The sequence below is a fragment of the Pseudomonas grandcourensis genome, from assembly GCF_039909015.1.
GTDB lineage: Bacteria > Pseudomonadota > Gammaproteobacteria > Pseudomonadales > Pseudomonadaceae > Aquipseudomonas > Aquipseudomonas grandcourensis.
On the sequence record NZ_CP150919.1, the window covers coordinates 886,361 to 910,609 of the forward strand.

Genomic DNA, 24,249 nt, shown 5'->3' on the forward strand with positions numbered 1-24,249 from the left:
GCGGGAGCTTGCTCCCGCGTTGGCGTATCTGGAATACGTGAATTTTTACAGCATGCGACAACGTTCGGATGTTGGTGGTATGGCCGGAAATGCTCCTGCTTTTCGTGCCCCAAGTACCGCAAGAATCAAAGACCAGGATCGTTGAATTGACGTGAGTTGGGTCCGGGCCTGTATTGGGGCTCAACGAGTTCGGCAAACTCAGGAGGGTTTTGTCGGACGTCCTCAAGAGTGCAAAGACTTATGGCAAAGCGTGACTATTACGAAGTGTTGGGTGTTGAGCGTGGCTCAAGCGAAGCGGACCTGAAGAAGGCTTACCGTCGCCTGGCGATGAAGCACCACCCGGACCGTAATCCCGATGACAAGGCGTCGGAAGATATGTTCAAGGAGGCCAACGAGGCCTACGAAGTGTTGTCCGATTCCGGCAAGCGCGCGGCATACGACCAGTACGGCCATGCCGGTGTCGACCCGAGCATGGGTGGCGGCGGTGCCGGTTTCGGTGGCCAGAACTTCTCCGACATCTTTGGCGATGTCTTCAGTGACTTCTTCGGTGGCGGTCGCGGCGGTTCCCGTGGCGGCGCTCAGCGCGGCAGTGACTTGCGCTACACCCTGGAACTGGATCTCGAAGAGGCGGTGCGCGGTACGACGGTGAATATCCGCGTTCCGACGCTGGTCAACTGCAAGCCTTGCGACGGCTCCGGGGCCAAGAAAGGTTCTGCGCCGGTGACCTGCCCGACGTGCGGCGGTATCGGCCAGGTGCGCATGCAGCAAGGTTTCTTCTCGGTGCAGCAAACCTGCCCGCGCTGCCATGGCCAGGGCAAGATCATTTCCGATCCGTGCGATTCCTGCCACGGCGAAGGTCGTGTCGAAGAGTACAAGACCCTGTCGGTGAAGGTGCCGGCCGGTGTCGATACCGGTGACCGCATTCGTCTGTCCGGCGAAGGCGAGGCGGGCGCTCACGGTGGCCCGACGGGCGACCTGTACGTGGTGATCAACGTGCGCGAGCACTCGATTTTCCAGCGCGACGGCAAGCATCTGTTCTGCGAAGTGCCGATCAGCTTCGTCGATGCGGCGCTGGGTGGCGAGCTGGAGATTCCGACCCTTGATGGTCGGGTCAAGCTGAAGATCCCTGAAGGGACTCAGACCGGCAAGCAGTTCCGTGTGCGTGGCAAGGGCGTTGCGCCTGTGCGTGGCGGTGGTGCTGGTGACTTGATGTGCCGCGTGGCGGTCGAGACTCCGGTCAACCTGAGCCGTCGCCAGCGTGAAATGCTCGAGGAATTCCGTAGTTCGCTGGCGGATGACAACAGCCATTCGCCAAAAACCACCGGTTGGTTCGAAGGCGTGAAGCGCTTCTTCGGCGATTTGTAAGGAGACAGGCATGCGACGTATTGCAGTGATGGGCGCCGCCGGGCGCATGGGCAAGACCCTGATTGAAGCCGTGCAGCAAACTCCGGGCGCCGGTCTGACGGCGGCGGTGGATCGTCCCGACAGCACGTTGGTCGGCGCGGATGCCGGTGAGCTGGCTGCGCTGGGTCGTATCGGCGTGCCTCTGTCCGGCGATCTGGATCGGGTGGTCGACGAGTTCGACGTGCTGATCGACTTCACGCACCCGACGGTGACCCTGAAGAACCTGGCTTTCTGCCGTAAACACGGCAAGGCCATGATCATCGGTACCACGGGTTTCAGCGTTGAGGAAAAGCAGTTGCTGGCGGAAGCGGGCAAGGACATTCCGATTGTCTTCGCGGCCAACTTCAGTGTCGGGGTCAACCTGTGCCTGAAGTTGCTCGACACGGCCGCTCGCGTATTGGGCGACGATGTCGATATCGAAATCACCGAAGCTCACCATCGGCATAAAGTCGATGCGCCGTCCGGCACTGCCGTGCGCATGGGCGAGGTGATTGCCGATGCGTTGGGTCGCGATCTGAAGAAAGTGGCGGTGTATGGTCGTGAGGGGCAGACCGGCGCTCGTGATCGCGAGACCATAGGTTTCGCCACTGTACGTGCCGGCGACATCGTCGGTGATCACACCGTGCTGTTCGCCGCCGACGGCGAGCGTGTCGAGATCACTCACAAGGCGTCCAGCCGCATGACGTTCGCCAAGGGCGCGGTACGTGCTGCGTTGTGGCTGGATGGGCGCGAGCCTGGCCTTTACGACATGCAAGACGTGCTCGATCTGCGTTAAGATGCACCCGAAATCGGGCTCGCGCACAGCGTTTGAGCCCGGTTTTGTTCCGCCAAGCGACGTCCTGTCGCATTCTCCAGCCTTTAAGGCTCATTGGCGGTAGACCAAAAAGGCCTTTTTCTGTAAGCTACAGCTTTAGTGTGTCCACTAAAAGCGCGCAGATTAATTCAGTGAACAAGCGGGGTGACGTGTCCATACGTCACTCCGCTTTTTTACAACCTGCGATCGCCCTTTCAGGCTTTATTTACGGGAGGTCTTCTTGACTAAGCCAGCCATACTCGCCCTTGCTGATGGCAGCATTTTTCGCGGCGAAGCCATTGGAGCCGACGGTCAAACCGTTGGTGAGGTGGTGTTCAACACCGCAATGACCGGCTATCAGGAAATCCTTACCGATCCTTCCTACGCCCAACAGATCGTTACCCTGACCTATCCGCACATCGGCAACACCGGCACCACGCCGGAAGACGCCGAGTCCGACCGCGTCTGGTCCGCTGGCCTGGTCATCCGTGACCTGCCACTGGTTGCGAGCAACTGGCGTAACACGATGTCCCTGTCCGATTACCTGAAAGCCAACAACGTTGTGGCAATCGCCGGTATCGACACCCGCCGCCTGACGCGCATCCTGCGTGAGAAAGGCGCACAGAACGGCTGCATCATGGCTGGTGACAACATTTCCGAAGCTGCCGCCATCGCTGCTGCACAGGGTTTCCCTGGCCTCAAGGGCATGGATCTGGCCAAAGTCGTCAGCACCAAAGAGCAATACGAGTGGCGCTCGACGGTCTGGGATCTGAAAACCGACAGCCACGCGACCATCGAAGCCTCCGAGCTGCCGTACCACGTAGTCGCCTACGACTACGGCGTCAAGGTGAACATCCTGCGCATGCTGGTCGAGCGTGGTTGCCGCGTAACCGTGGTGCCAGCACAAACTCCAGCCGCAGACGTTCTGGCGATGAAGCCGGACGGCGTGTTCCTGTCCAACGGTCCTGGTGACCCTGAGCCGTGCGACTACGCGATTCAGGCGATCAAGGATGTGCTGGAAACCGAGATTCCGGTCTTCGGTATCTGCCTCGGTCACCAACTGCTGGCCCTGGCCTCTGGCGCCAAGACCCTGAAAATGGGTCACGGCCACCACGGTGCCAACCACCCGGTCCAGGACCTGGACAGCGGTGTGGTGATGATCACCAGCCAAAACCACGGTTTTGCGGTAGACGAAGCGACCCTGCCAGCCAACGTCCGCGCGATCCACAAATCGCTGTTCGACGGCACCCTGCAAGGTATCGAGCGTACCGACAAGAGCGCCTTCAGCTTCCAGGGTCACCCGGAAGCCAGCCCTGGCCCGAACGACGTAGCGCCATTGTTTGATCGCTTCATCAACGAGATGGCCAAGCGACGCTGATCGCTCGCCCTGATGTAGCAAAGCTTGAGGGTGGCCCCGTACCGGCGGCCCCCTCAAGGCTTCAGAGATTGAACAAGACGGCTTGCCGACTGACCTGCGGATTTGAGTGACAAACCCATGCCAAAACGTACAGACATTAAAAGCATCCTGATTCTCGGCGCTGGCCCGATCGTGATCGGCCAGGCCTGCGAATTCGACTACTCTGGCGCCCAGGCCTGTAAAGCCCTGCGCGAAGAGGGTTACCGCGTCATCCTGGTGAACTCCAACCCGGCGACCATCATGACCGACCCGGACATGGCCGACGCGACTTACATCGAGCCGATCAAGTGGCAGACCGTTGCCAAGATCATCGAAAAAGAGCGTCCGGACGCGCTGTTGCCAACCATGGGTGGCCAGACCGCTCTGAACTGCGCATTGGACCTGGAGCGCGAAGGCGTTCTGGAGAAGTTTGGCGTAGAGATGATCGGCGCCAACGCCGACACTATCGACAAGGCTGAAGACCGTTCGCGTTTCGACAAGGCGATGAAATCCATCGGCCTGGACTGCCCGCGTTCAGGTATCGCCCACAGCATGGAAGAGGCCAACGCCGTTCTCGAGCGCCTGGGCTTCCCGTGCATCATTCGTCCGTCCTTCACCATGGGCGGCACCGGTGGCGGTATCGCTTACAACCGTGAAGAGTTCGAAGAAATCTGCGCCCGTGGTCTGGACCTGTCGCCGACCAAAGAGCTGCTGATCGACGAATCCCTGATCGGCTGGAAGGAATACGAGATGGAGGTTGTCCGCGATAAGAAGGACAACTGCATCATCGTCTGCTCCATTGAAAACTTTGACCCGATGGGCGTGCACACCGGTGACTCGATCACTGTTGCGCCGGCACAAACCCTGACGGACAAGGAATACCAGATCATGCGTAACGCCTCGTTGGCGGTACTGCGTGAGATCGGCGTGGAAACCGGCGGCTCCAACGTTCAGTTTGGCATCTGCCCCGACACTGGCCGGATGGTCGTGATCGAGATGAACCCGCGTGTATCCCGCTCTTCGGCACTGGCCTCGAAAGCCACTGGTTTCCCGATTGCGCGTATCGCTGCCAAGCTGGCGATCGGCTACACCCTCGACGAACTGTCGAATGAAATCACCGGCGGCGCTACTCCTGCGTCCTTCGAGCCGTCCATCGACTACGTCGTGACCAAGCTGCCACGTTTTGCCTTCGAAAAATTCCCGAAAGCCGACGCCCGCCTGACCACTCAAATGAAGTCGGTCGGTGAAGTCATGGCCATCGGCCGGACTTTCCAGGAATCCCTGCAGAAAGCCCTGCGCGGTCTGGAAGTAGGCGTTTGTGGCCTGGACGAGAAACTCGACCTGAGCAACCCGGAAAGCATGAGCGTGCTCAAGCGCGAACTCACCGTGCCGGGCGCCGAGCGTATCTGGTACGTGGCTGACGCCTTCCGTGCCGGCCTGTCGGTCGAAGACATCTTCGGCATGAACATGATCGATCCGTGGTTCCTGGTGCAGATCGAAGATCTGATCAAGGAAGAAGAGAAGGTCAAGACCCTGGGTCTGACAAGCATCGATCGCGACTTGATGTTCCGTCTCAAGCGCAAAGGCTTCTCTGATATGCGTCTGGCCAAGCTGCTGGGCGTGACCGAGAAGGCCCTGCGTCGTCACCGTCACAAGCTGGAAATCTACCCGGTCTACAAGCGCGTTGACACTTGCGCGGCCGAGTTCGCCACCGACACCGCCTACATGTACTCGACTTACGAGGAAGAGTGCGAAGCCGCTCCGTCGGGCCGCGACAAGATCATGATCCTCGGCGGTGGTCCAAACCGTATCGGCCAGGGTATCGAGTTCGACTACTGCTGCGTACACGCGGCACTGGCCTTGCGCGAAGACGGTTACGAGACCATCATGGTCAACTGCAACCCGGAAACCGTTTCCACCGACTACGACACTTCCGATCGTCTGTACTTCGAGCCGGTTACCCTGGAAGACGTGCTGGAAATCGTTCGCGTCGAGAAGCCGAAAGGCGTGATCGTCCAGTACGGCGGCCAAACCCCGCTGAAACTGGCGCGTGCCCTGGAAGAAGCCGGCGTACCGATCATCGGTACCAGCCCTGACGCCATTGACCGCGCCGAAGACCGTGAGCGCTTCCAGCAAATGGTTGAGCGCCTGAACCTGCGTCAGCCGCCAAACGCCACCGTGCGCAGCGAAGACGAAGCGATTCGTGCCGCCACCAAGATCGGTTACCCGCTGGTGGTTCGTCCGTCCTATGTACTGGGCGGCCGCGCGATGGAAATCGTCTACGAAGAAGAAGAGCTCAAGCGCTACCTGCGTGATGCGGTGAAAGTGTCGAACGACAGCCCTGTGCTGCTCGACCACTTCCTCAACTGCGCCATCGAAATGGACGTGGATGCGGTTTGCGACGGCACCGACGTAGTGATCGGCGCGATCATGCAGCACATTGAGCAGGCCGGCGTTCACTCCGGTGACTCCGCGTGCTCCCTGCCGCCGTACTCGCTGCCTGCTCACATCCAGGACGAGATGCGTGAACAGGTCAAGAAAATGGCCCTGGAGCTGGGCGTTGTCGGCCTGATGAACGTTCAGTTGGCGCTGCAAGGCGAAGACATCTACGTCATCGAAGTCAACCCGCGCGCTTCGCGTACCGTACCGTTCGTGTCCAAGTGCATCGGTGTTTCCCTGGCCATGATCGCAGCTCGTGTGATGGCTGGTAAAACCCTGAAAGAAATCGGTTTCACCAAAGAAATCATTCCGAACTTCTACAGCGTGAAAGAGGCGGTGTTCCCGTTCGCCAAATTCCCTGGCGTTGACCCGATCCTCGGCCCGGAGATGAAGTCCACCGGTGAAGTGATGGGCGTGGGCGACACCTTCGGTGAAGCGTTCGCCAAGGCCCAGATGGGTGCCAGCGAAGTGCTGCCGACCGGCGGTACTGCGTTCATCAGCGTACGTGACGACGACAAGCCACTGGTTGCGGGCGTGGCCCGTGATCTGATCAACTTGGGCTTCGAAGTGGTCGCCACTGCCGGTACTGCCAAGCTGATCGAGGCTGCAGGCCTGAAAGTGCGCCGTGTGAACAAGGTGACCGAGGGTCGTCCGCACGTGGTCGACATGATCAAGAATGACGAAGTCACCCTGATCATCAACACCACCGAAGGGCGTCAGTCGATCGCTGATTCGTACTCCATTCGTCGTAATGCCTTGCAGCACAAGATTTACTGCACCACCACCATTGCTGCTGGCGAAGCCATCTGTGAAGCGCTGAAGTTCGGTCCCGAGAAGACCGTACGCCGCTTGCAGGATCTACACGCAGGATTGAAGGCATGATCAAATACCCAATGACCGTCCAGGGCGCCAAAGCCCTGGAAGAGGAGCACACTCACCTTACCAAGGTCGTTCGTCCGAAGCTCAGCCAGGACATCGGTACGGCCCGCGAGTTGGGTGACTTGAAGGAAAACGCCGAATACCACGCTGCTCGCGAGCAGCAGGGTATGGTCGAGGCGCGGATCCGTGACATCGAAGGCCGGATTCAGAATCAGGTCGTCATTGATGTCACGACCATTCCTCACACCGGCAAAGTGATTTTCGGCACTACCGTTGAAATCGCCAACGTCGAGACTGATGAGCGCGTCACTTACCACATCGTGGGTGAGGACGAGGCTGACTTCAAACTCGGCAAGATTTCGGTCGGCTCGCCACTGGCTCGCGCCTTGATTGCCAAGGAAGAGGGTGATGTGGTCGCCGTGAAAACGCCTGGCGGCGTTATCGAGTACGAGATTGTCGAAGTTCGTCACATCTGAAGGTCGGCGCCCGCTTCGTGCGGGCGCCATGCTTTGGCAGCTGACCCAGATGTTGTGGGTCGGCGGCTTGTGGTTGTTGCAAATCGGTCTGTTGCCGGTGCTGGGGCGAATTGGCCTGGCGCCGCTGCTGATCGACGAAATCGCAGGCATGCTCAATGCGCTGGTAGTGGGATTCGCTACGGCGTGTGTGATTTTTCAGGCTTTGGTGCTGGTCAAGACCGAGGGCCTTGTCAGTCTATGGCGAGATATTCGCGGGCAACTGCTGTCGATGGCGCTGTGTGCGTGCGCGATGTACTTCGCGGTGCGTTTCGGCTGGCCGGATGCGCTGCGTTGGCAGGCGTTCAGCTATCTTGTTCTGGGGTTTTCCGGGCTGGTGCTGGTGTTGCAGCCGGTGCCGGGATGGAGTGGCAGGGTGCGCGAAGCACACCCTTGACCCTTGCCATCACTTGAAGCGATGGACGTTCGACAGCTGCTTGTTGACGCTGAAGTTCTTGCGGTAGATCAGTGCCATCTTGCCGATGACCTGAACCAGATCCGCTTTGCCGACCTTGCAGATCTCTGCAATGGACGTCAGGCGCGATTCGCGATCGAGGATGTTGAGCTTGATCTTGATCAGCTCGTGATCCGCCAACGCGCGTTCGAGTTCGGCTAACACACCTTCAGTCAAACCATTGTCTGCCACAATCAAAACCGGTTTCAGATGGTGGCCAATGGATTTGTACTGTTTCTTCTGCTCTTGAGTGAGCGGCATAATCTGACCCCTGCGTCTGATCTTGTAAAAAGCGGCGGCCAGTTTACCCGAGCGAGTCCGGGACCGCCCAGTTAATCACGACCCGTTTTATTTTCGAGGTGGCCCGTGGCCCGTTCCAAGACAAGCCTTAAGTGGCTGCAAGAGCATTTCAACGACCCATTCGTCAAAATGGCACAAAAAGACGGGTACCGTTCCCGCGCCAGCTACAAACTGCTGGAGATCCAGGAAAAGGACCGTTTGATCCGCCCGGGCATGAGCGTGATCGACCTTGGTGCGGCCCCCGGTGGGTGGTCCCAGGTGACCAGTCGTCTGATTGGCGGGCAGGGCACGCTGATCGCTTCTGACATTCTGGAAATGGACAGCATTCCGGACGTGACCTTCATTCAAGGCGACTTTACCGAGGACGCCGTGCTGGCTCAGATCCTCGACGCCGTCGGAAATAAAGAAGTAGACCTTGTGATTTCCGACATGGCCCCCAATATGAGTGGATTACCGGCCGTGGACATGCCGCGAGCGATGTTCCTGTGCGAGTTGGCACTGGATCTTTCGACGCGGGTGCTCAAGCCCGGTGGTGATTTTTTGATCAAGATCTTCCAGGGTGAAGGCTTCGACGAATTTCACAAAAGCGTTCGCCAGCAGTTCGAGAAGGTGCAGATGCGCAAGCCGAACTCGTCGCGCGACCGTTCTCGCGAGCAGTATCTGCTGGGCCGCGGTTTCCGCGGGCGCAGTGAGGATTGAGTGAATTTTCGATCAGGGTGATAGAATTTTTGTATTACGCCTTGTCAGAATTAGCGAATATTGTGTAGGAAGTGTTTCACAAAGGGTTACAGACGGCGCCTGCCAAGTTGTAGGTAATGTAGTAAGTTAGGCCGGTGAATATCATGCGAAGCGCGCGCCAGTAGCGGAGCTTGCTTCAGAGGGTAGTTAATTGAACGATATGGCAAAGAATCTGATCCTGTGGTTGATCATCGCGGCTGTCCTGGTGACGGTGATGAACAACTTCTCCAGCCCTAACGAGCCGCAGACCCTCAACTATTCCGACTTCATCCAGCAGGTCAAGGATGGCAAGGTCGAGCGCGTGGCGGTTGATGGCTACGTGATTACCGGCAAGCGCAACGATGGCGACAGCTTCAAGACCATTCGCCCGGCGATCCAGGACAACGGCCTGATCGGCGACCTGGTGGATAACCACGTCGTGGTCGAAGGCAAGCAGCCTGAACAGCAATCCATCTGGACTCAGCTTCTGGTCGCCAGCTTCCCTATCCTCGTGATCATCGCCGTGTTCATGTTCTTCATGCGGCAGATGCAGGGCGGTGCCGGTGGCAAGGGCGGGCCGATGAGCTTCGGTAAAAGCAAGGCGCGCCTGCTCTCGGAAGATCAGGTGAAAACGACCCTGGCTGACGTTGCCGGTTGCGACGAAGCCAAGGAAGAAGTCGGTGAGCTGGTCGAGTTCCTGCGCGATCCGGGCAAGTTCCAGCGCCTGGGTGGCCGCATTCCTCGCGGTGTGCTGATGGTCGGTCCTCCGGGTACCGGTAAAACCTTGCTCGCCAAGGCCATCGCCGGCGAAGCCAAAGTGCCGTTCTTCACTATTTCCGGTTCCGATTTCGTCGAAATGTTCGTCGGTGTCGGTGCCAGCCGTGTTCGCGACATGTTCGAGCAGGCCAAGAAGCACGCTCCATGCATCATCTTCATCGACGAAATCGATGCGGTCGGTCGCCATCGTGGCGCCGGCATGGGTGGCGGTCACGACGAACGCGAGCAGACGCTCAACCAGTTGCTGGTTGAGATGGACGGCTTCGAAATGAATGACGGCATCATCGTGATTGCTGCGACCAACCGTCCTGATGTACTGGACCCTGCGTTGCTGCGTCCGGGCCGTTTCGACCGCCAGGTTGTGGTCGGTCTGCCGGACATCCGTGGTCGCGAACAGATTCTCAAGGTTCACATGCGCAAAGTGCCAATGGGCGACGACGTTGCTCCGGCCGTGATCGCTCGTGGTACTCCTGGCTTCTCCGGTGCTGACCTGGCCAACCTGGTGAACGAGGCATCGTTGTTCGCTGCCCGTGCCGGCAAGCGCATCGTCGAGATGAAGGAATTCGAACTGGCGAAAGACAAGATCATGATGGGCGCCGAGCGCAAGTCCATGGTCATGTCCGAGAAAGAAAAGCAGAACACGGCTTATCACGAAGCGGGCCACGCCATCGTGGGTCGTGTCGTGCCTGAGCATGATCCGGTGTACAAGGTGTCGATCATCCCGCGCGGTCGTGCGCTGGGTGTGACCATGTTCCTGCCGGAAGAAGATCGTTACAGCCTGTCCAAGCGTGCGTTGATCAGCCAGATCTGCTCGCTGTACGGCGGTCGTATCGCTGAAGAAATGACCCTGGGCTTCGATGGCGTGACCACCGGTGCCTCCAACGACATCATGCGCGCCAGCCAGATTGCGCGGAACATGGTGACCAAGTGGGGTCTTTCGGAAAAACTCGGTCCGTTGATGTACGCCGAAGAAGAGGGTGAAGTGTTCCTCGGTCGCGGTGGCGGCGGTCAGAGTGCAAGCTTCTCTGGTGAGACAGCCAAGCTGATCGACTCCGAAGTGCGCAGCATCATCGATCAGTGCTATGGCACGGCGAAGCAGATTCTCACGGACAACCGTGACAAGCTCGATGCAATGGCCGATGCCTTGATGAAGTACGAAACGATCGATGCCGAGCAGATCGACGACATCATGGCGGGTCGTCCGCCTCGCGAGCCGCGCGACTGGTCGGGTGGCACGGGTACTTCCGGTACTCCGCCGGTAGTGCAGGATGAGCGTCCGGAAACACCGATCGGTGGTCCTGCTGCTGACGTATAAGGTTTGAAATGACTTCTGTTCAGTCCTCGACCCGGTTGCCTTGCGGCAACCGGGTTCTTGATTTGGCCCAGACGCATGTCATGGGTATTCTCAATGTCACCCCTGATTCTTTCTCCGATGGTGGCCAATACAGCCAGCTCGACGCGGCCATGCGCCACGCCGAAGCCATGGTGGTGGCCGGTGCTACGCTGATCGACGTCGGTGGAGAGTCCACCCGCCCCGGTGCCAGGGTCGTATCGCCACTCGAAGAGCTGGAGCGCGTAGCTCCCATCGTCGAGCGCATCAGTCGCGAGCTGGATGTGATCATATCGGTCGACACCTCAACGCCTGCCGTCATGCGAGAAACCGCGCGCCTGGGTGCCGGGTTGATCAATGACGTGCGTTCGTTGCGTCGTGATGGTGCCCTGGATGCGGCGGCGGCCACCGGGCTGCCGGTCTGCCTGATGCATATGCTGGGCGAGCCGGGCGATATGCAGGACAATCCGCAGTATCAGGATGTCACAAGGGAAGTCGGCGAGTTTCTCGCTGAGCGCCTGCATCAGTGTTCTTTAGCTGGCATTCCGGCTGAGCGGGTCATTCTTGACCCCGGCTTTGGCTTCGCTAAAACATTGCAGCACAATCTAAGCTTGTTCAAACATATGGAAGCCCTGCATGCCTTTGGGCGGCCACTGCTGGTCGGCGTTTCGCGCAAGAGCATGATAGGTCAGGCCTTGAGTCGGCCGGTCGGAGAGCGCCTGTATGGCGGTCTTGCTCTCGCGGCGCTGGCTGTGCAGAAGGGGGCGCGTATTTTGCGCGTCCATGACGTGGCCGAAACAGTTGATGTGGTGAGAATGATCGCCGCAGTGGATTCAGCCGAATAAGAATCATGGAGCATTTATGACTAGGAAATATTTTGGTACCGACGGTATTCGCGGTCGGGTGGGTCAATACCCGATTACTCCTGATTTCATGCTCAAGCTCGGCTGGGCTGCTGGCATGGCTTTCCGCAAGATGGGCGCCTGCAAGGTGCTGGTCGGCAAGGACACCCGAATCTCCGGCTACATGTTTGAGTCGGCGCTTGAGGCAGGGCTGACATCGGCAGGTGCCGATGTGATGCTGCTGGGGCCGATGCCGACTCCGGCTATCGCCTATCTGACGCGCACTTTCCATGCCGAGGCTGGCATCGTCATCAGTGCGTCGCACAATCCGCATGATGACAATGGCATCAAGTTCTTCTCCGGCAAGGGCACCAAGCTCCCGGATGAAGTCGAACTGATGATCGAAGAGTTGCTCGATACGCCAATGACTGTGGTGGAGTCGAGCAAGATCGGCAAGGTGTCGCGAATCAACGACGCGTCGGGACGCTATATCGAATTCTGCAAGAGCAGCGTGCCGACCGGTACCAGCTTCTCGGGCCTGAAGATCGTGATCGACTGCGCACACGGTGCGGTTTACAAAGTGGCGCCGAGCGTGTTTCGCGAGTTGGGCGCTGAAGTCGTGGTGCTGTCGGCGCAGCCGAATGGATTGAACATCAACGACAATTGCGGCTCGACCCATATGGGGCCGCTGCAGGCTGCCGTCGTGGCTGAGAAGGCCGATCTGGGTATTGCCTTCGATGGTGACGGTGATCGCGTTCAGATGGTCGATCACACCGGTGCGGTGGTGGATGGTGATGAATTGCTGTTCATCATTGCCCGCGATCTGCATGAGCGCGACAAGCTGCAGGGCGGCGTGGTCGGAACCCTGATGAGTAACCTGGGGCTGGAACTGGCCCTGGCGGACCTGGGTATTCCATTTGTGCGTGCCAACGTCGGTGACCGCTATGTCATTGCCGAGCTGCTGGAGCGCAACTGGATCGTGGGGGGTGAAAACTCCGGGCACATCGTGTGCTTCAGTCACACCACCACGGGTGATGCGATCATTGCGGCGCTGCAGGTGTTGATGGCGCTGCGCAGGCGTGACGAAGGTCTGGCGCAATCCCGACAGACGCTGCGCAAGTGCCCTCAGGTGCTGATCAATGTGCGTTTCGGTGGCGGCGCAAGCCCTCTCGAACACCCGTCGGTCAAGGAAGCCAGCGAGCGTGTGACCAAGGCCATGGCAGGTCGCGGGCGTGTGCTGTTGCGCAAGTCCGGAACCGAACCACTGGTGCGCGTGATGGTCGAAGGCGAAGACGAAACGCAGGTTCGCGGCTATGCCGAAGAGCTGGCAAAACTGGTTACTGAAGTTTCTGCCTGAATTCGGCTTGCCAGCCATGATTGTGTTGGGTAACATCTGCGCCCACTTTGACCGACGAGGTACAGCATGCGTCGCCCTATGGTAGCTGGTAACTGGAAGATGCACGGTACCCGCGCCAGCGTCGCTGAGCTGATCAACGGCCTTCGTGACTTGGCCTTGCCGAGCAGTGTTGATGTCGCGGTATTCCCGCCTTTCCTGCATATCAATCAAGTGATTGATGGCCTGGAAGGAAAGTCGATTTCGGTCGGCGCGCAGAACTCTGCGGTGGAATCCGGACAAGGTGCGTTGACCGGTGAAGTTGCAACGAGTCAGTTGGTGGATGCAGGTTGTTCCCTGGTGCTTGTCGGGCACTCCGAACGCCGCCAGATCATGGGCGAGCAGGACGCAGTGCTGATCCGCAAGTTTGCAGCGGCACAGGCATGTGGCTTGATTCCGGTGTTGTGCATAGGGGAAACCCTGGAGCAGCGTGAAGCCGGAAAGACTCTTGAGGTTGTCTCGCGTCAGCTGGGCAGTATCATTGAGGAGCTGGGTGTCGGTGCCTTTGCCAGGGCGGTGATCGCTTACGAGCCGGTCTGGGCCATTGGCACCGGGCTGACTGCAACGCCGCAACAAGCGCAGGATGTGCACGCAGCCATTCGCGCCCAGTTGGCGGCAGAGAATTCTGAAGTCGCACAAGGTGTGCGGCTTCTATACGGCGGCAGCGTGAAGGCGGCCAATGCGGTCGAACTGTTCGGCATGCCGGATATCGATGGGGGTCTCATTGGTGGGGCTTCCCTGAATGCAGATGAGTTCGGTGCGATCTGTCGCGCCGCGGGAAACTGAAAAAATGCTGGAAACAGTCGTAGTCGTTTTTCATCTGCTGGGTGCATTGGGCGTAGTGGCTCTGGTTTTGCTGCAGCAGGGTAAAGGTGCGGATGCTGGCGCGTCTTTCGGAGCAGGTGCTTCAAATACTGTGTTCGGAAGCCAAGGTTCCTCTACCTTTCTTAGTAAGTTTACTGCTATACTTGCCGCAGGTTTTTTCATAACCAGCTTGGGGTTAGGTTACTTTGCTAAAGAGAAGGCTCACCAGCTGACTCAGGTAGGTCTCCCAAACCCAGCGGTACTGGAAGTTCCAAAGCAACAACCGGCTTCTGATGATGTCCCGGTGCTTCAAGAGCAAAAGTCGGCTACTCCAGCGACTGACGTACCTCCAGCTCAAGAGCAGAAGTAAGAAGGGTTTCAAACGTAGTATTGCCGAGGTGGTGGAATTGGTAGACACGCAACCTTGAGGTGGTTGTGCCCATAGGGTGTAGGGGTTCGAGTCCCCTTCTCGGTACCAATTAGTCAGGAGAGCCCGCTGTTGCGGGCTTTCTTGCAGGTGGAAGGTTACATTGACCCTGTAGGGGATCGGTCGTATACTTCCGCCCCAGCTTTGTCGCGGGGTGGAGCAGTCTGGTAGCTCGTCGGGCTCATAACCCGAAGGTCGTCGGTTCAAATCCGGCCCCCGCAACCAGTTTAAGGAGCCCCTTTTAAGGGGCTTTTTGTTAGCTGGACACTTTCAACGCCGCTGTTCGACGGCGTTTCAAGGATGGGCGTTTCGCCCATTTTTTTATTTTGCATAGCATGCACATACATGCACTAGGGGGTTCAGGTGTCGAGCAAGCTAGAAGAGTTGCAGGCCTTGCTGGCCCCGGTGGTCGTGGCCCTAGGCTATGAATGCTGGGGTATCGAGTTTTCGGCTCAGGGTCGTCACTCGATGTTGCGCGTTTATATCGATAAAGAAGGCGGCGTGCTGGTGGACGATTGCGCCATCGTCAGCCGTCAGATCAGCGGTGTGCTGGATGTTGAAGATCCAATCACCGTTGAGTACACCCTTGAAGTTTCCTCGCCTGGCATGGAACGCCCTCTGTTCACTCTTGAGCAGTTTGCAAAATTTGCCGGTGAACAAGTGAAGATCAAGCTGCGCTCGCCTTTTGAAGGACGACGCAACTTTCAGGGCCTTCTGCGCGGCGTAGAAGAGCAGGATGTCGTGGTGCAGGTAGAAGACCATGAGTTCCTGTTGCCGATCGATATGATCGACAAGGCCAACATTATTCCCAGTTTTGACTGAGGCGTGCCAGATACTGCGGATCCCGCGGATCCAATGGCTTGCGAAAGGCGAGGCGTACGATGAGCAAAGAAGTACTGCTGGTTGTTGAGTCGGTATCCAATGAAAAGGGCGTACCGGCAAACGTGATTTTTGAAGCGCTGGAGCTGGCCCTGGCCACTGCTACCAAAAAGCGTTTCGAAGACGAAGTTGATCTGCGTGTGGAAATCAACCGCCACACGGGTGCATACGAGACATTCCGTCGCTGGACGGTCGTCGAAGAAGCAGACCTGGACGATCCGGCCATCGAAACCTGGCCGAGCAAGGTTGCCGAAACGCATCCTGGCGCCAAGGTCGGTGACGTCGTAGAAGAGAAGATCGAGTCCATCGAGTTCGGCCGCATTGCCGCACAAACTGCCAAGCAAGTCATTGTGCAGAAAGTTCGCGAAGCCGAGCGCGCTCAGGTTGTTGACGCTTACCGCGAGCGCCTGGGTGAAATCATCTCCGGCACCGTGAAAAAAGTCACCCGCGACAACGTGATCGTTGATCTGGGCAACAACGCTGAAGCGTTGCTGGCCCGTGAAGACATCATTTCTCGCGAAACTTTCCGGGTTGGCGTGCGTCTGCGTGCGCTGCTCAAGGAAATCCGCACCGAGAACCGCGGCCCGCAGTTGATCCTGTCGCGCACCGCGCCGGAAATGCTGATCGAGTTGTTCCGCATCGAAGTGCCGGAAATTGCCGAAGGCCTGATCGAAGTAATGGCTGCGTCCCGTGATCCGGGTTCGCGCGCCAAGATCGCCGTTCGCTCCAAGGACAAACGCATCGACCCGCAGGGCGCTTGCATCGGTATGCGCGGTTCGCGCGTCCAGGCAGTGTCGGGTGAGTTGGGCGGTGAGCGTGTTGACATCGTTCTTTGGGACGACAACCCGGCTCAGTTCGTGATCAACGCCATGTCCCCGGCCGAGGTTGCGGCAATTATCGTTGACGAAGATGCCCACGCAATGGACATCGCCGTTGGCGCAGACAATCTGGCTCAGGCCATCGGTCGCGGTGGTCAGAACGTGCGTCTGGCTAGCCAGTTGACTGGCTGGACCCTGAATGTGATGACCGAATCGGACATCCAGGCTAAACAGCAAGCAGAAACCGGCGACATCCTGCGCAACTTCATCGACGAGCTGGAAGTCGACGAAGATCTGGCGCAGGTGCTGGTAGATGAAGGCTTTACCAGCCTGGAAGAGATTGCCTACGTACCGTTGGAAGAAATGCTCAACATCGACGGCTTTGACGAAGATACCGTCAACGAGCTTCGCGCTCGTGCCAAGGATCGCTTGTTGACCAAAGCCATCGCTACTGAGGAAAAGCTGGCAGACGCCCATCCGGCCGAAGACCTGCTCTCGCTTGAGGGTATGGACAAGGATTTGGCGATGGAACTGGCGGTGCGCGGCGTAATTACCCGCGAAGACCTGGCCGAGCAGTCTATTGACGACCTGCTCGACATCGACGGCATTGACGATGATCGTGCCGGCAAGTTGATCATGGCCGCCCGAGCCCACTGGTTCGAGTAATTAGGCGCGGCCTGAGGAGAGAAGTGCATGACGCAAGTCACGGTGAAACAACTGGCCGATGAGGTCAAAACACCGGTAGAGCGCCTGTTGCAGCAGATGCGTGAGGCAGGTCTGCCGCACACCGCCGCCGAAGAAAATGTGACTGACAGTGAGAAGCAATCGTTGCTGACTCACTTGAAAAGCAGCCACAAGGCGAAAGTGGAAGAACCACGCAAGATTACGCTGCAGCGTAAAACCACCAGCACCCTGCGTGTTGCTGGTAGCAAGAGCATCAGCGTTGAAGTACGCAAGAAGAAAGTCTTCGTACAGCGCAGCCCGGAAGAAATCGAAGCCGAGCGCAAGCGTGAACTGGATGAACGTCGCGCAGTAGAAAATGCTGCTCGTCAGAAGGCTGAAGAAGAAGCCAAGCGTCGCGCCGAAGAAGAAGCGCGTCGCCAGCCTGCTGCTGCGCCGAACGCCCAAGCCGTACCTGTTGCAGCGCCTGCTGTGGTGGCCGAGCCAGTTCGCGAAAGCGCACCGGTTGTGGCGGCTGCTCCAGCTCCTGCGGCCGATACCCGCAAGCGTGACGAACAGCGCCGTCCGGACAAGCCACGTGCCGACGACAACAGTCGTCGCGGTAGCGGCGATGGCGAGCGCAAAAACGCTCCGCATCGTGCTTCGGTCAAGGAAAAGGCTCCGGCTCCACGTGTTGCCCCACGTACTACTGACGAAGAAAGCGATGGCTTCCGTCGTGGTGGTCGCGGCAAGGCCAAGCTGAAGAAGCGCAACGCCCACGGTTTCCAGAGCCCTACCGGCCCTGTCGTGCGCGAAGTGAAGATCGGCGAAACCATCACTGTTGGCGATCTCGCCCAGCAGATGTCGGTGAAGGCTGCTGAAATCATCAAGTTCATGTTCAAACTGGGTACTCCAGCGACCATCAACCAGGTACTGGATCAGGAAACTGCCCAGTTGGTTGCCGAGGAACTGGGCCACAAAGTGACCCTGGTCAGCGACACCGCCCTGGAAGATTCCCTCGCCGAGTCCCTGAAGTTTGAAGGCGAGGCAGTTTCCCGTGCACCAGTCGTGACCGTAATGGGCCACGTTGACCACGGTAAGACTTCCCTGCTCGACTATATCCGTCGTGCCAAGGTTGCTGCTGGCGAAGCCGGTGGTATCACCCAGCACATCGGTGCTTACCACGTTGAAACCGACCGTGGCATGGTGACGTTCCTCGACACCCCTGGTCACGCTGCGTTTACCGCAATGCGTGCCCGTGGTGCCAAGGCTACCGACATCGTGATCCTGGTGGTTGCAGCGGACGACGGCGTGATGCCGCAGACCATTGAAGCTGTTCAGCATGCCAAGGCTGCGGGTGTTCCGCTGGTCGTGGCGGTGAACAAGATCGACAAGCCGGGTGCCGATCTCGATCGCATCCGTAGCGAACTGTCGGTTCACGGCGTGACGTCGGAAGAGTGGGGTGGTGACACTCCATTCGTACCGGTCTCCGCGAAGATGGGTACTGGCGTCGACGAACTGCTCGAAGCCGTATTGCTGCAAGCCGAAGTCCTGGAACTGACTGCCACTCCATCGGCTCCTGGCCGTGGCGTTGTGGTTGAGTCCCGTCTGGACAAGGGCCGTGGTCCGGTGGCTACCGTTCTGGTTCAAGACGGTACCCTGCGCCAAGGCGACATGGTCCTGGTCGGTTCGAACTATGGCCGCGTACGTGCCATGCTCGACGAGAACGGCAAGTCAATCAAGGAAGCCGGTCCGGCCATCCCTGTCGAGATCCTCGGCCTGGACGGTACCCCGGATGCTGGCGACGAGATGAGCGTGGTTGCCGACGAGAAGAAAGCCCGTGAAGTGGCTCTGTTCCGTCAAGGCAAGTTCCGCGAAGTCAAGCTGGCCCGTGCCCACGCCGGCAAGCTGGAAAACATCTTCGAAAACATGGGCCAGGAAGAGAAGAAGACGCTCAACATCGTCCTCAAATCCGACGTCCGTGGTTCGTTGGAAGCGTTGAACGGTGCCTTGAACGGCCTGGGTAACGACGAAGTGCAAGTGCGTGTAGTGGGTGGCGGTGTCGGTGGTATCACCGAATCCGACGCCAACCTGGCACTGGCCTCCAACGCTGTACTGTTCGGCTTCAACGTGCGTGCCGATGCTGGCGCGCGCAAGATCGTCGAGCAGGAAGGTCTGGATATGCGTTACTACAACGTGATCTACGACATCATCGAAGACGTCAAGAAAGCCCTGACCGGTATGCTCGGCAGCGATGTTCGCGAGAACATCCTGGGTATCGCCGAAGTGCGTGACGTGTTCCGTTCGCCGAAGTTTGGCGCGATCGCCGGTTGCATGGTTATCGAAGGTGTTGTTCACCGTAACCGTCCAATCCGTGTACTGCGTGAAGACATCGTTATCTTCGAAGGCGAGCTGGAATCCCTGCGCCGCTTCAAGGATGACGCTTCCGAAGTACGTGCCGGCATGGAATGCGGTATCGGCGTGAAGAGCTACAACGACGTTAAAGTCGGTGACAAGATCGAAGTCTTCGAGAAGGTGCAGGTTGCTCGCAGCCTCTAATTCGCGCACTTCAGGAGCCGTGACGGGTCGTCGCATGCAAATGCACAGTTCGTCACCAGGACTCTAAACGCAACGCCCGGTCTGGCTTTTGTCAGGCCGGGCGTTTGCCGCTTTCAGACCTCACGGGTTTCACCGTGGGGCAGTAACAGGTAACAAGACATGGCAAAAGAATATAGCCGTACCCAACGTATCGGCGATCAGATGCAGCGCGAGCTGGCACAACTGATCCGTCGTGAAGTCAAAGACCCGCGCGTCGGCCTGGTCACTATTACCGCTGTGGAAGTCAGTCGTGACGTCGGTCACGCCAAGATCTTCATCACCGTGATGGGGCAGGACAGCGCCGAAGAAATTGCACAAAGCATCAAGGTGCTCAACTCCGCCGCCGGTTTCCTGCGCATGCAGCTGGCTCGCGAGATGAAGCTGCGCAGCGTTCCACAGCTGCACTTCCACTACGACGAAAGCGTCGTGCGTGGTGCGCATCTGTCGGCATTGATCGAGCGCGCAGTGGCTGAAGACAATCAGCATCCGGTTGCGGCAGAAGCCGAAGACACCAAGGAGTAATCGGTGGCTCAGGTCAAACGTATCCGTCGTAACGTCAGCGGCATTATCCTTCTCGACAAGCCGCTGGGGTTCACCTCCAACGCGGCCTTGCAGAAGGTTCGCTGGTTGCTGAACGCCGAAAAGGCCGGTCATACCGGCAGTCTCGATCCCTTGGCCACCGGCGTGTTGCCGCTGTGCTTCGGCGAGGCGACCAAGTTCTCGCAATACCTGCTCGATTCCGACAAGGGTTATGAAACCCTGGCGCAACTGGGCAAGACCACCACCACGGCAGATGCCGAAGGTGAAGTTTTGCAGGAGCGCCCGGTTACCGTTGGTCGCCCCGATGTCGAGGCTGTACTGCCGAAATTTCGTGGGCAAATCAGTCAGATACCACCGATGTACTCGGCGCTCAAGCGTGATGGCCAGCCGCTGTACAAGCTGGCTCGTGCAGGCGAAGTAGTGGAGCGCGAACCGCGTTCTGTTACTATTACGCGCTTGGAATTGCTGGCCTTCGAAGGTGATACTGCGCGGCTGGCGGTGGATTGCACTAAAGGCACCTATATCCGCACCCTGGTGGAGGATATCGGTGAGCAACTCGGTTGTGGCGCTTACGTTGCAGAACTGCGACGTACCCAGGCCGGGCCATTCACCCTGGCGCAGACGGTTACCCTCGAAGAGCTGGAAGCGGTACATGCCGAAGGCGGTAACGAAGCGGTCGATCGCTTCCTGATGCCATCGGACAGCGGCCTGCTGGATTGGCCTCTGCTGCAGTTCTCGGAAGCGAGCGCGTTCTACTGGCTCAACGGCCAGCCGGTACGTGCCCCGGATGCTCCGAAGTTCGGCATGGTGCGGGTACAGGATCACAATGGTCGCTTCATCGGTATCGGTGAAGTGAGCGAAGACGGGCGCATCGCGCCGCGTCGACTGATTCGGTCAGAATGACCGGACGAGGGTGGCTGTCAACAGGCACGGTCACTACTCATTTTTAGATACAGGGATTTGTCCCTGGCCTGTTGAAACTGTTTTTCTGAAACAGTTTCCTGATAAAAGGATTGCCTCATGGCTCTCGACGTTCAAGAAAAAGCTCAAATCGTAACTGACTACCAGCAAGCTGTTGGTGACACCGGTTCGCCAGAAGTGCAAGTTGCACTGCTGACCGCCAACATCAACAAGCTGCAAGGTCACTTCAAGGCCAACGGTAAAGACCACCACTCCCGTCGTGGTCTGATCCGCATGGTTAACCAGCGTCGTAAGCTGCTGGACTACCTGAAAGGCAAGGATCTGGGTCGCTATCAGACTCTGATCGGTCGCCTGGGTCTGCGTCGCTAATAAGCGATTGCGCTAGAGGTTGGTTGTCTGTCGTGCACCAGCGGGTTTCCCGCCGGCGCATGGCAGGCTCCCAGCCTCAAGTTTTATCTGGATACCTGCTTTGCCTGAGTAACACCTGGACAAACCGGTCGGGCCGATTCCCGACATTGCCCAAGAATTTCGCAAGAAACCAGTTCCCCCAAGAGCCACAAAGAAGGTAGGACACCGTGAACCCGGTAATCAAAAAATTCCAGTTCGGTCAGTCGACCGTTACCCTCGAGACTGGCCGTATCGCCCGTCAGGCCTCCGGCGCAGTATTGGTCACCGTTGACGACGACGTCAGCGTATTGGTGACTGTAGTCGGTGCAAAACAAGCCGATCCAGGCAAGGGCTTCTTCCCTCTGTCTGTTCACTACCAGGAAAAGACTTACGCTGCCGGTAAGATCCCTGGCGGTTTCTTCAAGCGCGAAGGCCGTCCTTCCGAGAAAGAAACCCTGACTTCCCGACTGATCGACCGTCCGATCCGTCCGCTGTTCCCGGAAGGCTTCATGAACGAAGTGCAGGTTGTCTGCACCGTCGTTTCCACCAGCAAGAAGACCGATCCGGACATCGCTGCGATGATCGGTACCTCGGCTGCGCTGGCGATCTCCGGCATTCCTTTCGATGGCCCGATCGGCGCTGCCCGCGTTGCCTTCCACGAAAGCACCGGCTACCTGCTGAACCCGACCTACGAGCAACAGGCTGCTTCGAGCCTGGACATGGTCGTTGCCGGTACTTCGGACGCCGTACTGATGGTTGAATCGGAAGCCAAAGAGCTGACCGAAGACCAGATGCTGGGCGCGGTACTGTTTGCTCACGACGAGTTCCAGGTTGTGATCAACGCTGTTAAAGAACTGGCCGCTGAAGCTGCCAAGCCAACCTGGACCTGGGCTCCTGCGCCAGAAGCCACCGAACTGCTGGGCGCTATCCGTGCCGAGTTCGGCGAAGCGATCTCCCAGGCCTACACCATCACCGTCAAGGCCGACCGTTACGCTCGCCTGGGCGAGTTGAAGGACCAGGTTGTAGCCAAGCTGTCCGGTGAAGAAGGCCAGCCTTCCTCCAGCGAAGTCAAAGCGGCTTTCGGCGAAATCGAATACCGCACCGTTCGCGAAAACATTGTTAACGGCAAGCCACGTATCGACGGTCGCGACACCAAGACTGTACGTCCGTTGAACATCGAAGTCGGTGTTCTGCCAAAAACCCACGGTTCGGCTCTGTTCACCCGTGGCGAAACCCAGGCTCTGGTCGTTGCAACTCTGGGTACTGCCCGTGATGCACAGCTGCTCGACACCCTGGAAGGCGAGAAAAAAGACCCGTTCATGCTGCACTACAACTTCCCTCCGTTCTCGGTAGGCGAGTGTGGTCGCATGGGTGGCGCTGGTCGTCGCGAAATCGGTCACGGCCGTCTGGCCCGTCGTTCGGTTTCGGCCATGCTGCCTGCCGCTGACGTGTTCCCGTACACCATCCGTGTTGTGTCGGAAATCACCGAATCCAACGGTTCGAGCTCGATGGCTTCCGTTTGCGGTGCTTCCCTGGCCCTGATGGACGCTGGTGTGCCGATGAAGGCGCCGGTTGCCGGTATCGCCATGGGTCTGGTTAAAGAAGGCGAGAAATTCGCCGTCCTGACCGACATCCTGGGTGACGAAGACCACCTGGGCGACATGGACTTCAAGGTAGCCGGTACCGCCAAAGGCGTCACCGCGCTGCAGATGGACATCAAGATCAAGGGCATCACCGAAGAGATCATGGAGATCGCTCTGGGCCAAGCCCTGGAAGCGCGCCTGAACATCCTCGGCCAGATGAACCAGATCATTGGCCAGTCGCGTACCGAACTGTCGGCCAACGCTCCGACCATGATCGCGATGAAGATCGACACCGACAAAATCCGTGACGTCATCGGTAAAGGCGGCGCGACCATTCGTGCGATCTGCGAAGAAACCAAGGCTTCGATCGACATCGAAGACGACGGTTCGATCAAGATCTTCGGCGAAACCAAGGAAGCGGCTGAAGCAGCACGTCAGCGCGTTCTGGGTATCACCGCTGAAGCCGAAATCGGCAAGATCTACGTGGGCAAGGTTGAGCGCATCGTCGACTTCGGCGCATTCGTCAACATCCTGCCGGGCAAGGACGGTCTGGTTCACATCTCCATGCTGAGCGACGCTCGCGTTGAGAAAGTGACCGACATCCTGAAAGAAGGCCAGGAAGTGGAAGTACTGGTACTGGACGTGGACAACCGCGGCCGTATCAAGCTGTCCATCAAAGACGTGGCAGCAGCCAAGGCTTCGGGCGTTTAATCGCGCCTTACGCCTGACCGCTTCAACGTTGTAGAAAATGCCCCGCAGTGAAAGCTGTGGGGCATTTTTTTGTCTGCAGGAAATTGAGACGTTCCGGAAGTTGCCTGCCCCTGAAGTCAGTGCTAGGTTTAGCCCACCGCCCGTGTAGCTCAGCCGGTAGAGCAGCGCACTCGTAACGCGAAGGTCGCAGGTTCGATTCCTGTCTCGGGCACCAGCAAGACTTGTTTTCAGATGATCCCGAATGGTTCTGAAGGCCAGATAAACCGCGCTTCATACGGTTTTTTGCGTCAGAGAGATCCTTGATGATCCAGATCCATCTTCCATTCCCCAGATCAACGAGAACGCCATGACAATAAAAGAATTGACCCAAGAAGCCAGACACGAAGAAGCACTGAAAAAGTACGTGCTGGATGTGCCGGATCTGATGGAAGAGATCAAGGACCTGAGTGCCGATGATCAGAAGGACCAGATTCAGTGGGCGTTCGAGGATGAAGCCGAAGCCCAGGGCTTGCAGCCGTGGGAGTTGAGCCTCAAGTACACCTCGACACCGGATGAGTACGAGACAGAACGCCTGAAGCTGCATAAAGAAGCGGCCGAGGTACTAGGTGTCGAGTGGGAAGAGTACTGCGAGATGAACAATCTGGTGGTCTGACAAAAACGCCAGCCTTGATGAGGCTGGCGTTTT

The 24,249-nt window shown here is 58.2% G+C and carries 21 protein-coding genes and 3 tRNA genes; 23 read left to right on the top strand and 1 reads right to left on the bottom strand.

All coding sequences use genetic code 11. The features are described 5' to 3' along the window. The first annotated feature begins 240 nt into the window (after positions 1 to 240). From dnaJ to AABM52_RS03830, 6 genes are all read left to right on the top strand, one after another. Positions 241 to 1,365 carry a molecular chaperone DnaJ gene (gene dnaJ / locus AABM52_RS03805; RefSeq protein WP_347910515.1) on the top strand — a complete coding sequence of 375 codons (1,125 nt, stop codon included), beginning with the start codon at positions 241 to 243 and terminating at the stop codon, positions 1,363 to 1,365. A gap of 10 nt (positions 1,366 to 1,375) precedes the next feature. Beyond that, positions 1,376 to 2,179, top strand: coding sequence for a 4-hydroxy-tetrahydrodipicolinate reductase (gene dapB / locus AABM52_RS03810; protein WP_057716481.1), 804 nt, complete (start codon positions 1,376 to 1,378; stop codon positions 2,177 to 2,179). 259 nt (positions 2,180 to 2,438) lie between these two features. Continuing rightward, on the top strand, positions 2,439 to 3,575 hold the full coding sequence (gene carA, locus AABM52_RS03815; RefSeq protein WP_347910516.1) for a glutamine-hydrolyzing carbamoyl-phosphate synthase small subunit: 1,137 nt from the start codon (positions 2,439 to 2,441) through the stop codon (positions 3,573 to 3,575). A gap of 117 nt (positions 3,576 to 3,692) precedes the next feature. After that, positions 3,693 to 6,914 (top strand): carbamoyl-phosphate synthase large subunit, encoded by a 3,222-nt coding sequence (gene carB, locus AABM52_RS03820; RefSeq protein ID WP_347910518.1) that lies wholly within the window; start codon positions 3,693 to 3,695, stop codon positions 6,912 to 6,914. Then, complete coding sequence (gene greA, locus AABM52_RS03825; RefSeq protein WP_347910520.1) at positions 6,911 to 7,387, top strand: transcription elongation factor GreA; 477 nt, start codon at positions 6,911 to 6,913, stop codon at positions 7,385 to 7,387. The genes carB and greA overlap by 4 nt, the downstream gene beginning before the upstream one ends. A gap of 28 nt (positions 7,388 to 7,415) precedes the next feature. After that, complete coding sequence (locus tag AABM52_RS03830; RefSeq protein ID WP_347910522.1) at positions 7,416 to 7,820, top strand: MFS transporter; 405 nt, start codon at positions 7,416 to 7,418, stop codon at positions 7,818 to 7,820. 9 nt (positions 7,821 to 7,829) lie between these two features. Here the strand turns inward: AABM52_RS03830 and AABM52_RS03835 are convergent, their stop codons facing one another. Then, positions 7,830 to 8,138: a YhbY family RNA-binding protein gene (locus tag AABM52_RS03835; protein WP_347910524.1), complete on the bottom strand. Its 309-nt coding sequence runs from the start codon at positions 8,136 to 8,138 to the stop codon at positions 7,830 to 7,832. 105 nt (positions 8,139 to 8,243) lie between these two features. Between AABM52_RS03835 and rlmE the strand changes: the two genes are divergently transcribed. From rlmE to AABM52_RS03920, 17 genes are all read left to right on the top strand, one after another. Next, positions 8,244 to 8,876: a 23S rRNA (uridine(2552)-2'-O)-methyltransferase RlmE gene (gene rlmE / locus AABM52_RS03840; protein WP_347910526.1), complete on the top strand. Its 633-nt coding sequence runs from the start codon at positions 8,244 to 8,246 to the stop codon at positions 8,874 to 8,876. Positions 8,877 to 9,075: 199 nt separating this feature from the next. Continuing rightward, positions 9,076 to 10,986 carry an ATP-dependent zinc metalloprotease FtsH gene (ftsH, locus tag AABM52_RS03845; RefSeq protein ID WP_347910528.1) on the top strand — a complete coding sequence of 637 codons (1,911 nt, stop codon included), beginning with the start codon at positions 9,076 to 9,078 and terminating at the stop codon, positions 10,984 to 10,986. Between the two features lie 8 nt (positions 10,987 to 10,994). Further along, entirely contained in the window at positions 10,995 to 11,846 is an 852-nt protein-coding gene (gene folP, locus AABM52_RS03850) for a dihydropteroate synthase (RefSeq protein ID WP_347910530.1), read from the top strand. A 16-nt stretch (positions 11,847 to 11,862) separates the two neighbouring features. Next, positions 11,863 to 13,200 (top strand): phosphoglucosamine mutase, encoded by a 1,338-nt coding sequence (gene glmM, locus AABM52_RS03855; RefSeq protein WP_347910531.1) that lies wholly within the window; start codon positions 11,863 to 11,865, stop codon positions 13,198 to 13,200. Between the two features lie 66 nt (positions 13,201 to 13,266). Next, positions 13,267 to 14,022: a triose-phosphate isomerase gene (tpiA, locus tag AABM52_RS03860; protein WP_347910532.1), complete on the top strand. Its 756-nt coding sequence runs from the start codon at positions 13,267 to 13,269 to the stop codon at positions 14,020 to 14,022. A 4-nt stretch (positions 14,023 to 14,026) separates the two neighbouring features. Then, positions 14,027 to 14,410 (top strand): preprotein translocase subunit SecG, encoded by a 384-nt coding sequence (gene secG, locus AABM52_RS03865; protein ID WP_017336473.1) that lies wholly within the window; start codon positions 14,027 to 14,029, stop codon positions 14,408 to 14,410. Positions 14,411 to 14,432: 22 nt separating this feature from the next. After that, a tRNA-Leu gene (locus tag AABM52_RS03870) sits at positions 14,433 to 14,518 on the top strand. A 97-nt stretch (positions 14,519 to 14,615) separates the two neighbouring features. Next, positions 14,616 to 14,692: transfer RNA gene (locus AABM52_RS03875), tRNA-Met, on the top strand. A gap of 138 nt (positions 14,693 to 14,830) precedes the next feature. After that, positions 14,831 to 15,289 carry a ribosome maturation factor RimP gene (gene rimP / locus AABM52_RS03880; RefSeq protein WP_064387885.1) on the top strand — a complete coding sequence of 153 codons (459 nt, stop codon included), beginning with the start codon at positions 14,831 to 14,833 and terminating at the stop codon, positions 15,287 to 15,289. Positions 15,290 to 15,348: 59 nt separating this feature from the next. Next, positions 15,349 to 16,830 carry a transcription termination factor NusA gene (gene nusA, locus AABM52_RS03885; protein ID WP_008057419.1) on the top strand — a complete coding sequence of 494 codons (1,482 nt, stop codon included), beginning with the start codon at positions 15,349 to 15,351 and terminating at the stop codon, positions 16,828 to 16,830. 27 nt (positions 16,831 to 16,857) lie between these two features. Continuing rightward, a complete protein-coding gene (gene infB / locus AABM52_RS03890) occupies positions 16,858 to 19,383 on the top strand; it encodes a translation initiation factor IF-2 (RefSeq protein WP_347910534.1) in 2,526 nt (841 codons plus the stop codon). A gap of 159 nt (positions 19,384 to 19,542) precedes the next feature. Next, positions 19,543 to 19,944: a 30S ribosome-binding factor RbfA gene (gene rbfA / locus AABM52_RS03895; protein ID WP_007973108.1), complete on the top strand. Its 402-nt coding sequence runs from the start codon at positions 19,543 to 19,545 to the stop codon at positions 19,942 to 19,944. A gap of 3 nt (positions 19,945 to 19,947) precedes the next feature. Then, entirely contained in the window at positions 19,948 to 20,865 is a 918-nt protein-coding gene (truB, locus tag AABM52_RS03900) for a tRNA pseudouridine(55) synthase TruB (RefSeq protein WP_046038714.1), read from the top strand. A 117-nt stretch (positions 20,866 to 20,982) separates the two neighbouring features. Next, positions 20,983 to 21,252 carry a 30S ribosomal protein S15 gene (gene rpsO / locus AABM52_RS03905; protein ID WP_347910535.1) on the top strand — a complete coding sequence of 90 codons (270 nt, stop codon included), beginning with the start codon at positions 20,983 to 20,985 and terminating at the stop codon, positions 21,250 to 21,252. A 206-nt stretch (positions 21,253 to 21,458) separates the two neighbouring features. After that, positions 21,459 to 23,564: a polyribonucleotide nucleotidyltransferase gene (gene pnp / locus AABM52_RS03910; RefSeq protein WP_007915263.1), complete on the top strand. Its 2,106-nt coding sequence runs from the start codon at positions 21,459 to 21,461 to the stop codon at positions 23,562 to 23,564. A gap of 138 nt (positions 23,565 to 23,702) precedes the next feature. Beyond that, positions 23,703 to 23,778: transfer RNA gene (locus tag AABM52_RS03915), tRNA-Thr, on the top strand. 132 nt (positions 23,779 to 23,910) lie between these two features. Continuing rightward, positions 23,911 to 24,216, top strand: coding sequence for a DUF6388 family protein (locus AABM52_RS03920; protein ID WP_347910537.1), 306 nt, complete (start codon positions 23,911 to 23,913; stop codon positions 24,214 to 24,216). The last annotated feature ends 33 nt before the right edge of the window (positions 24,217 to 24,249 follow it).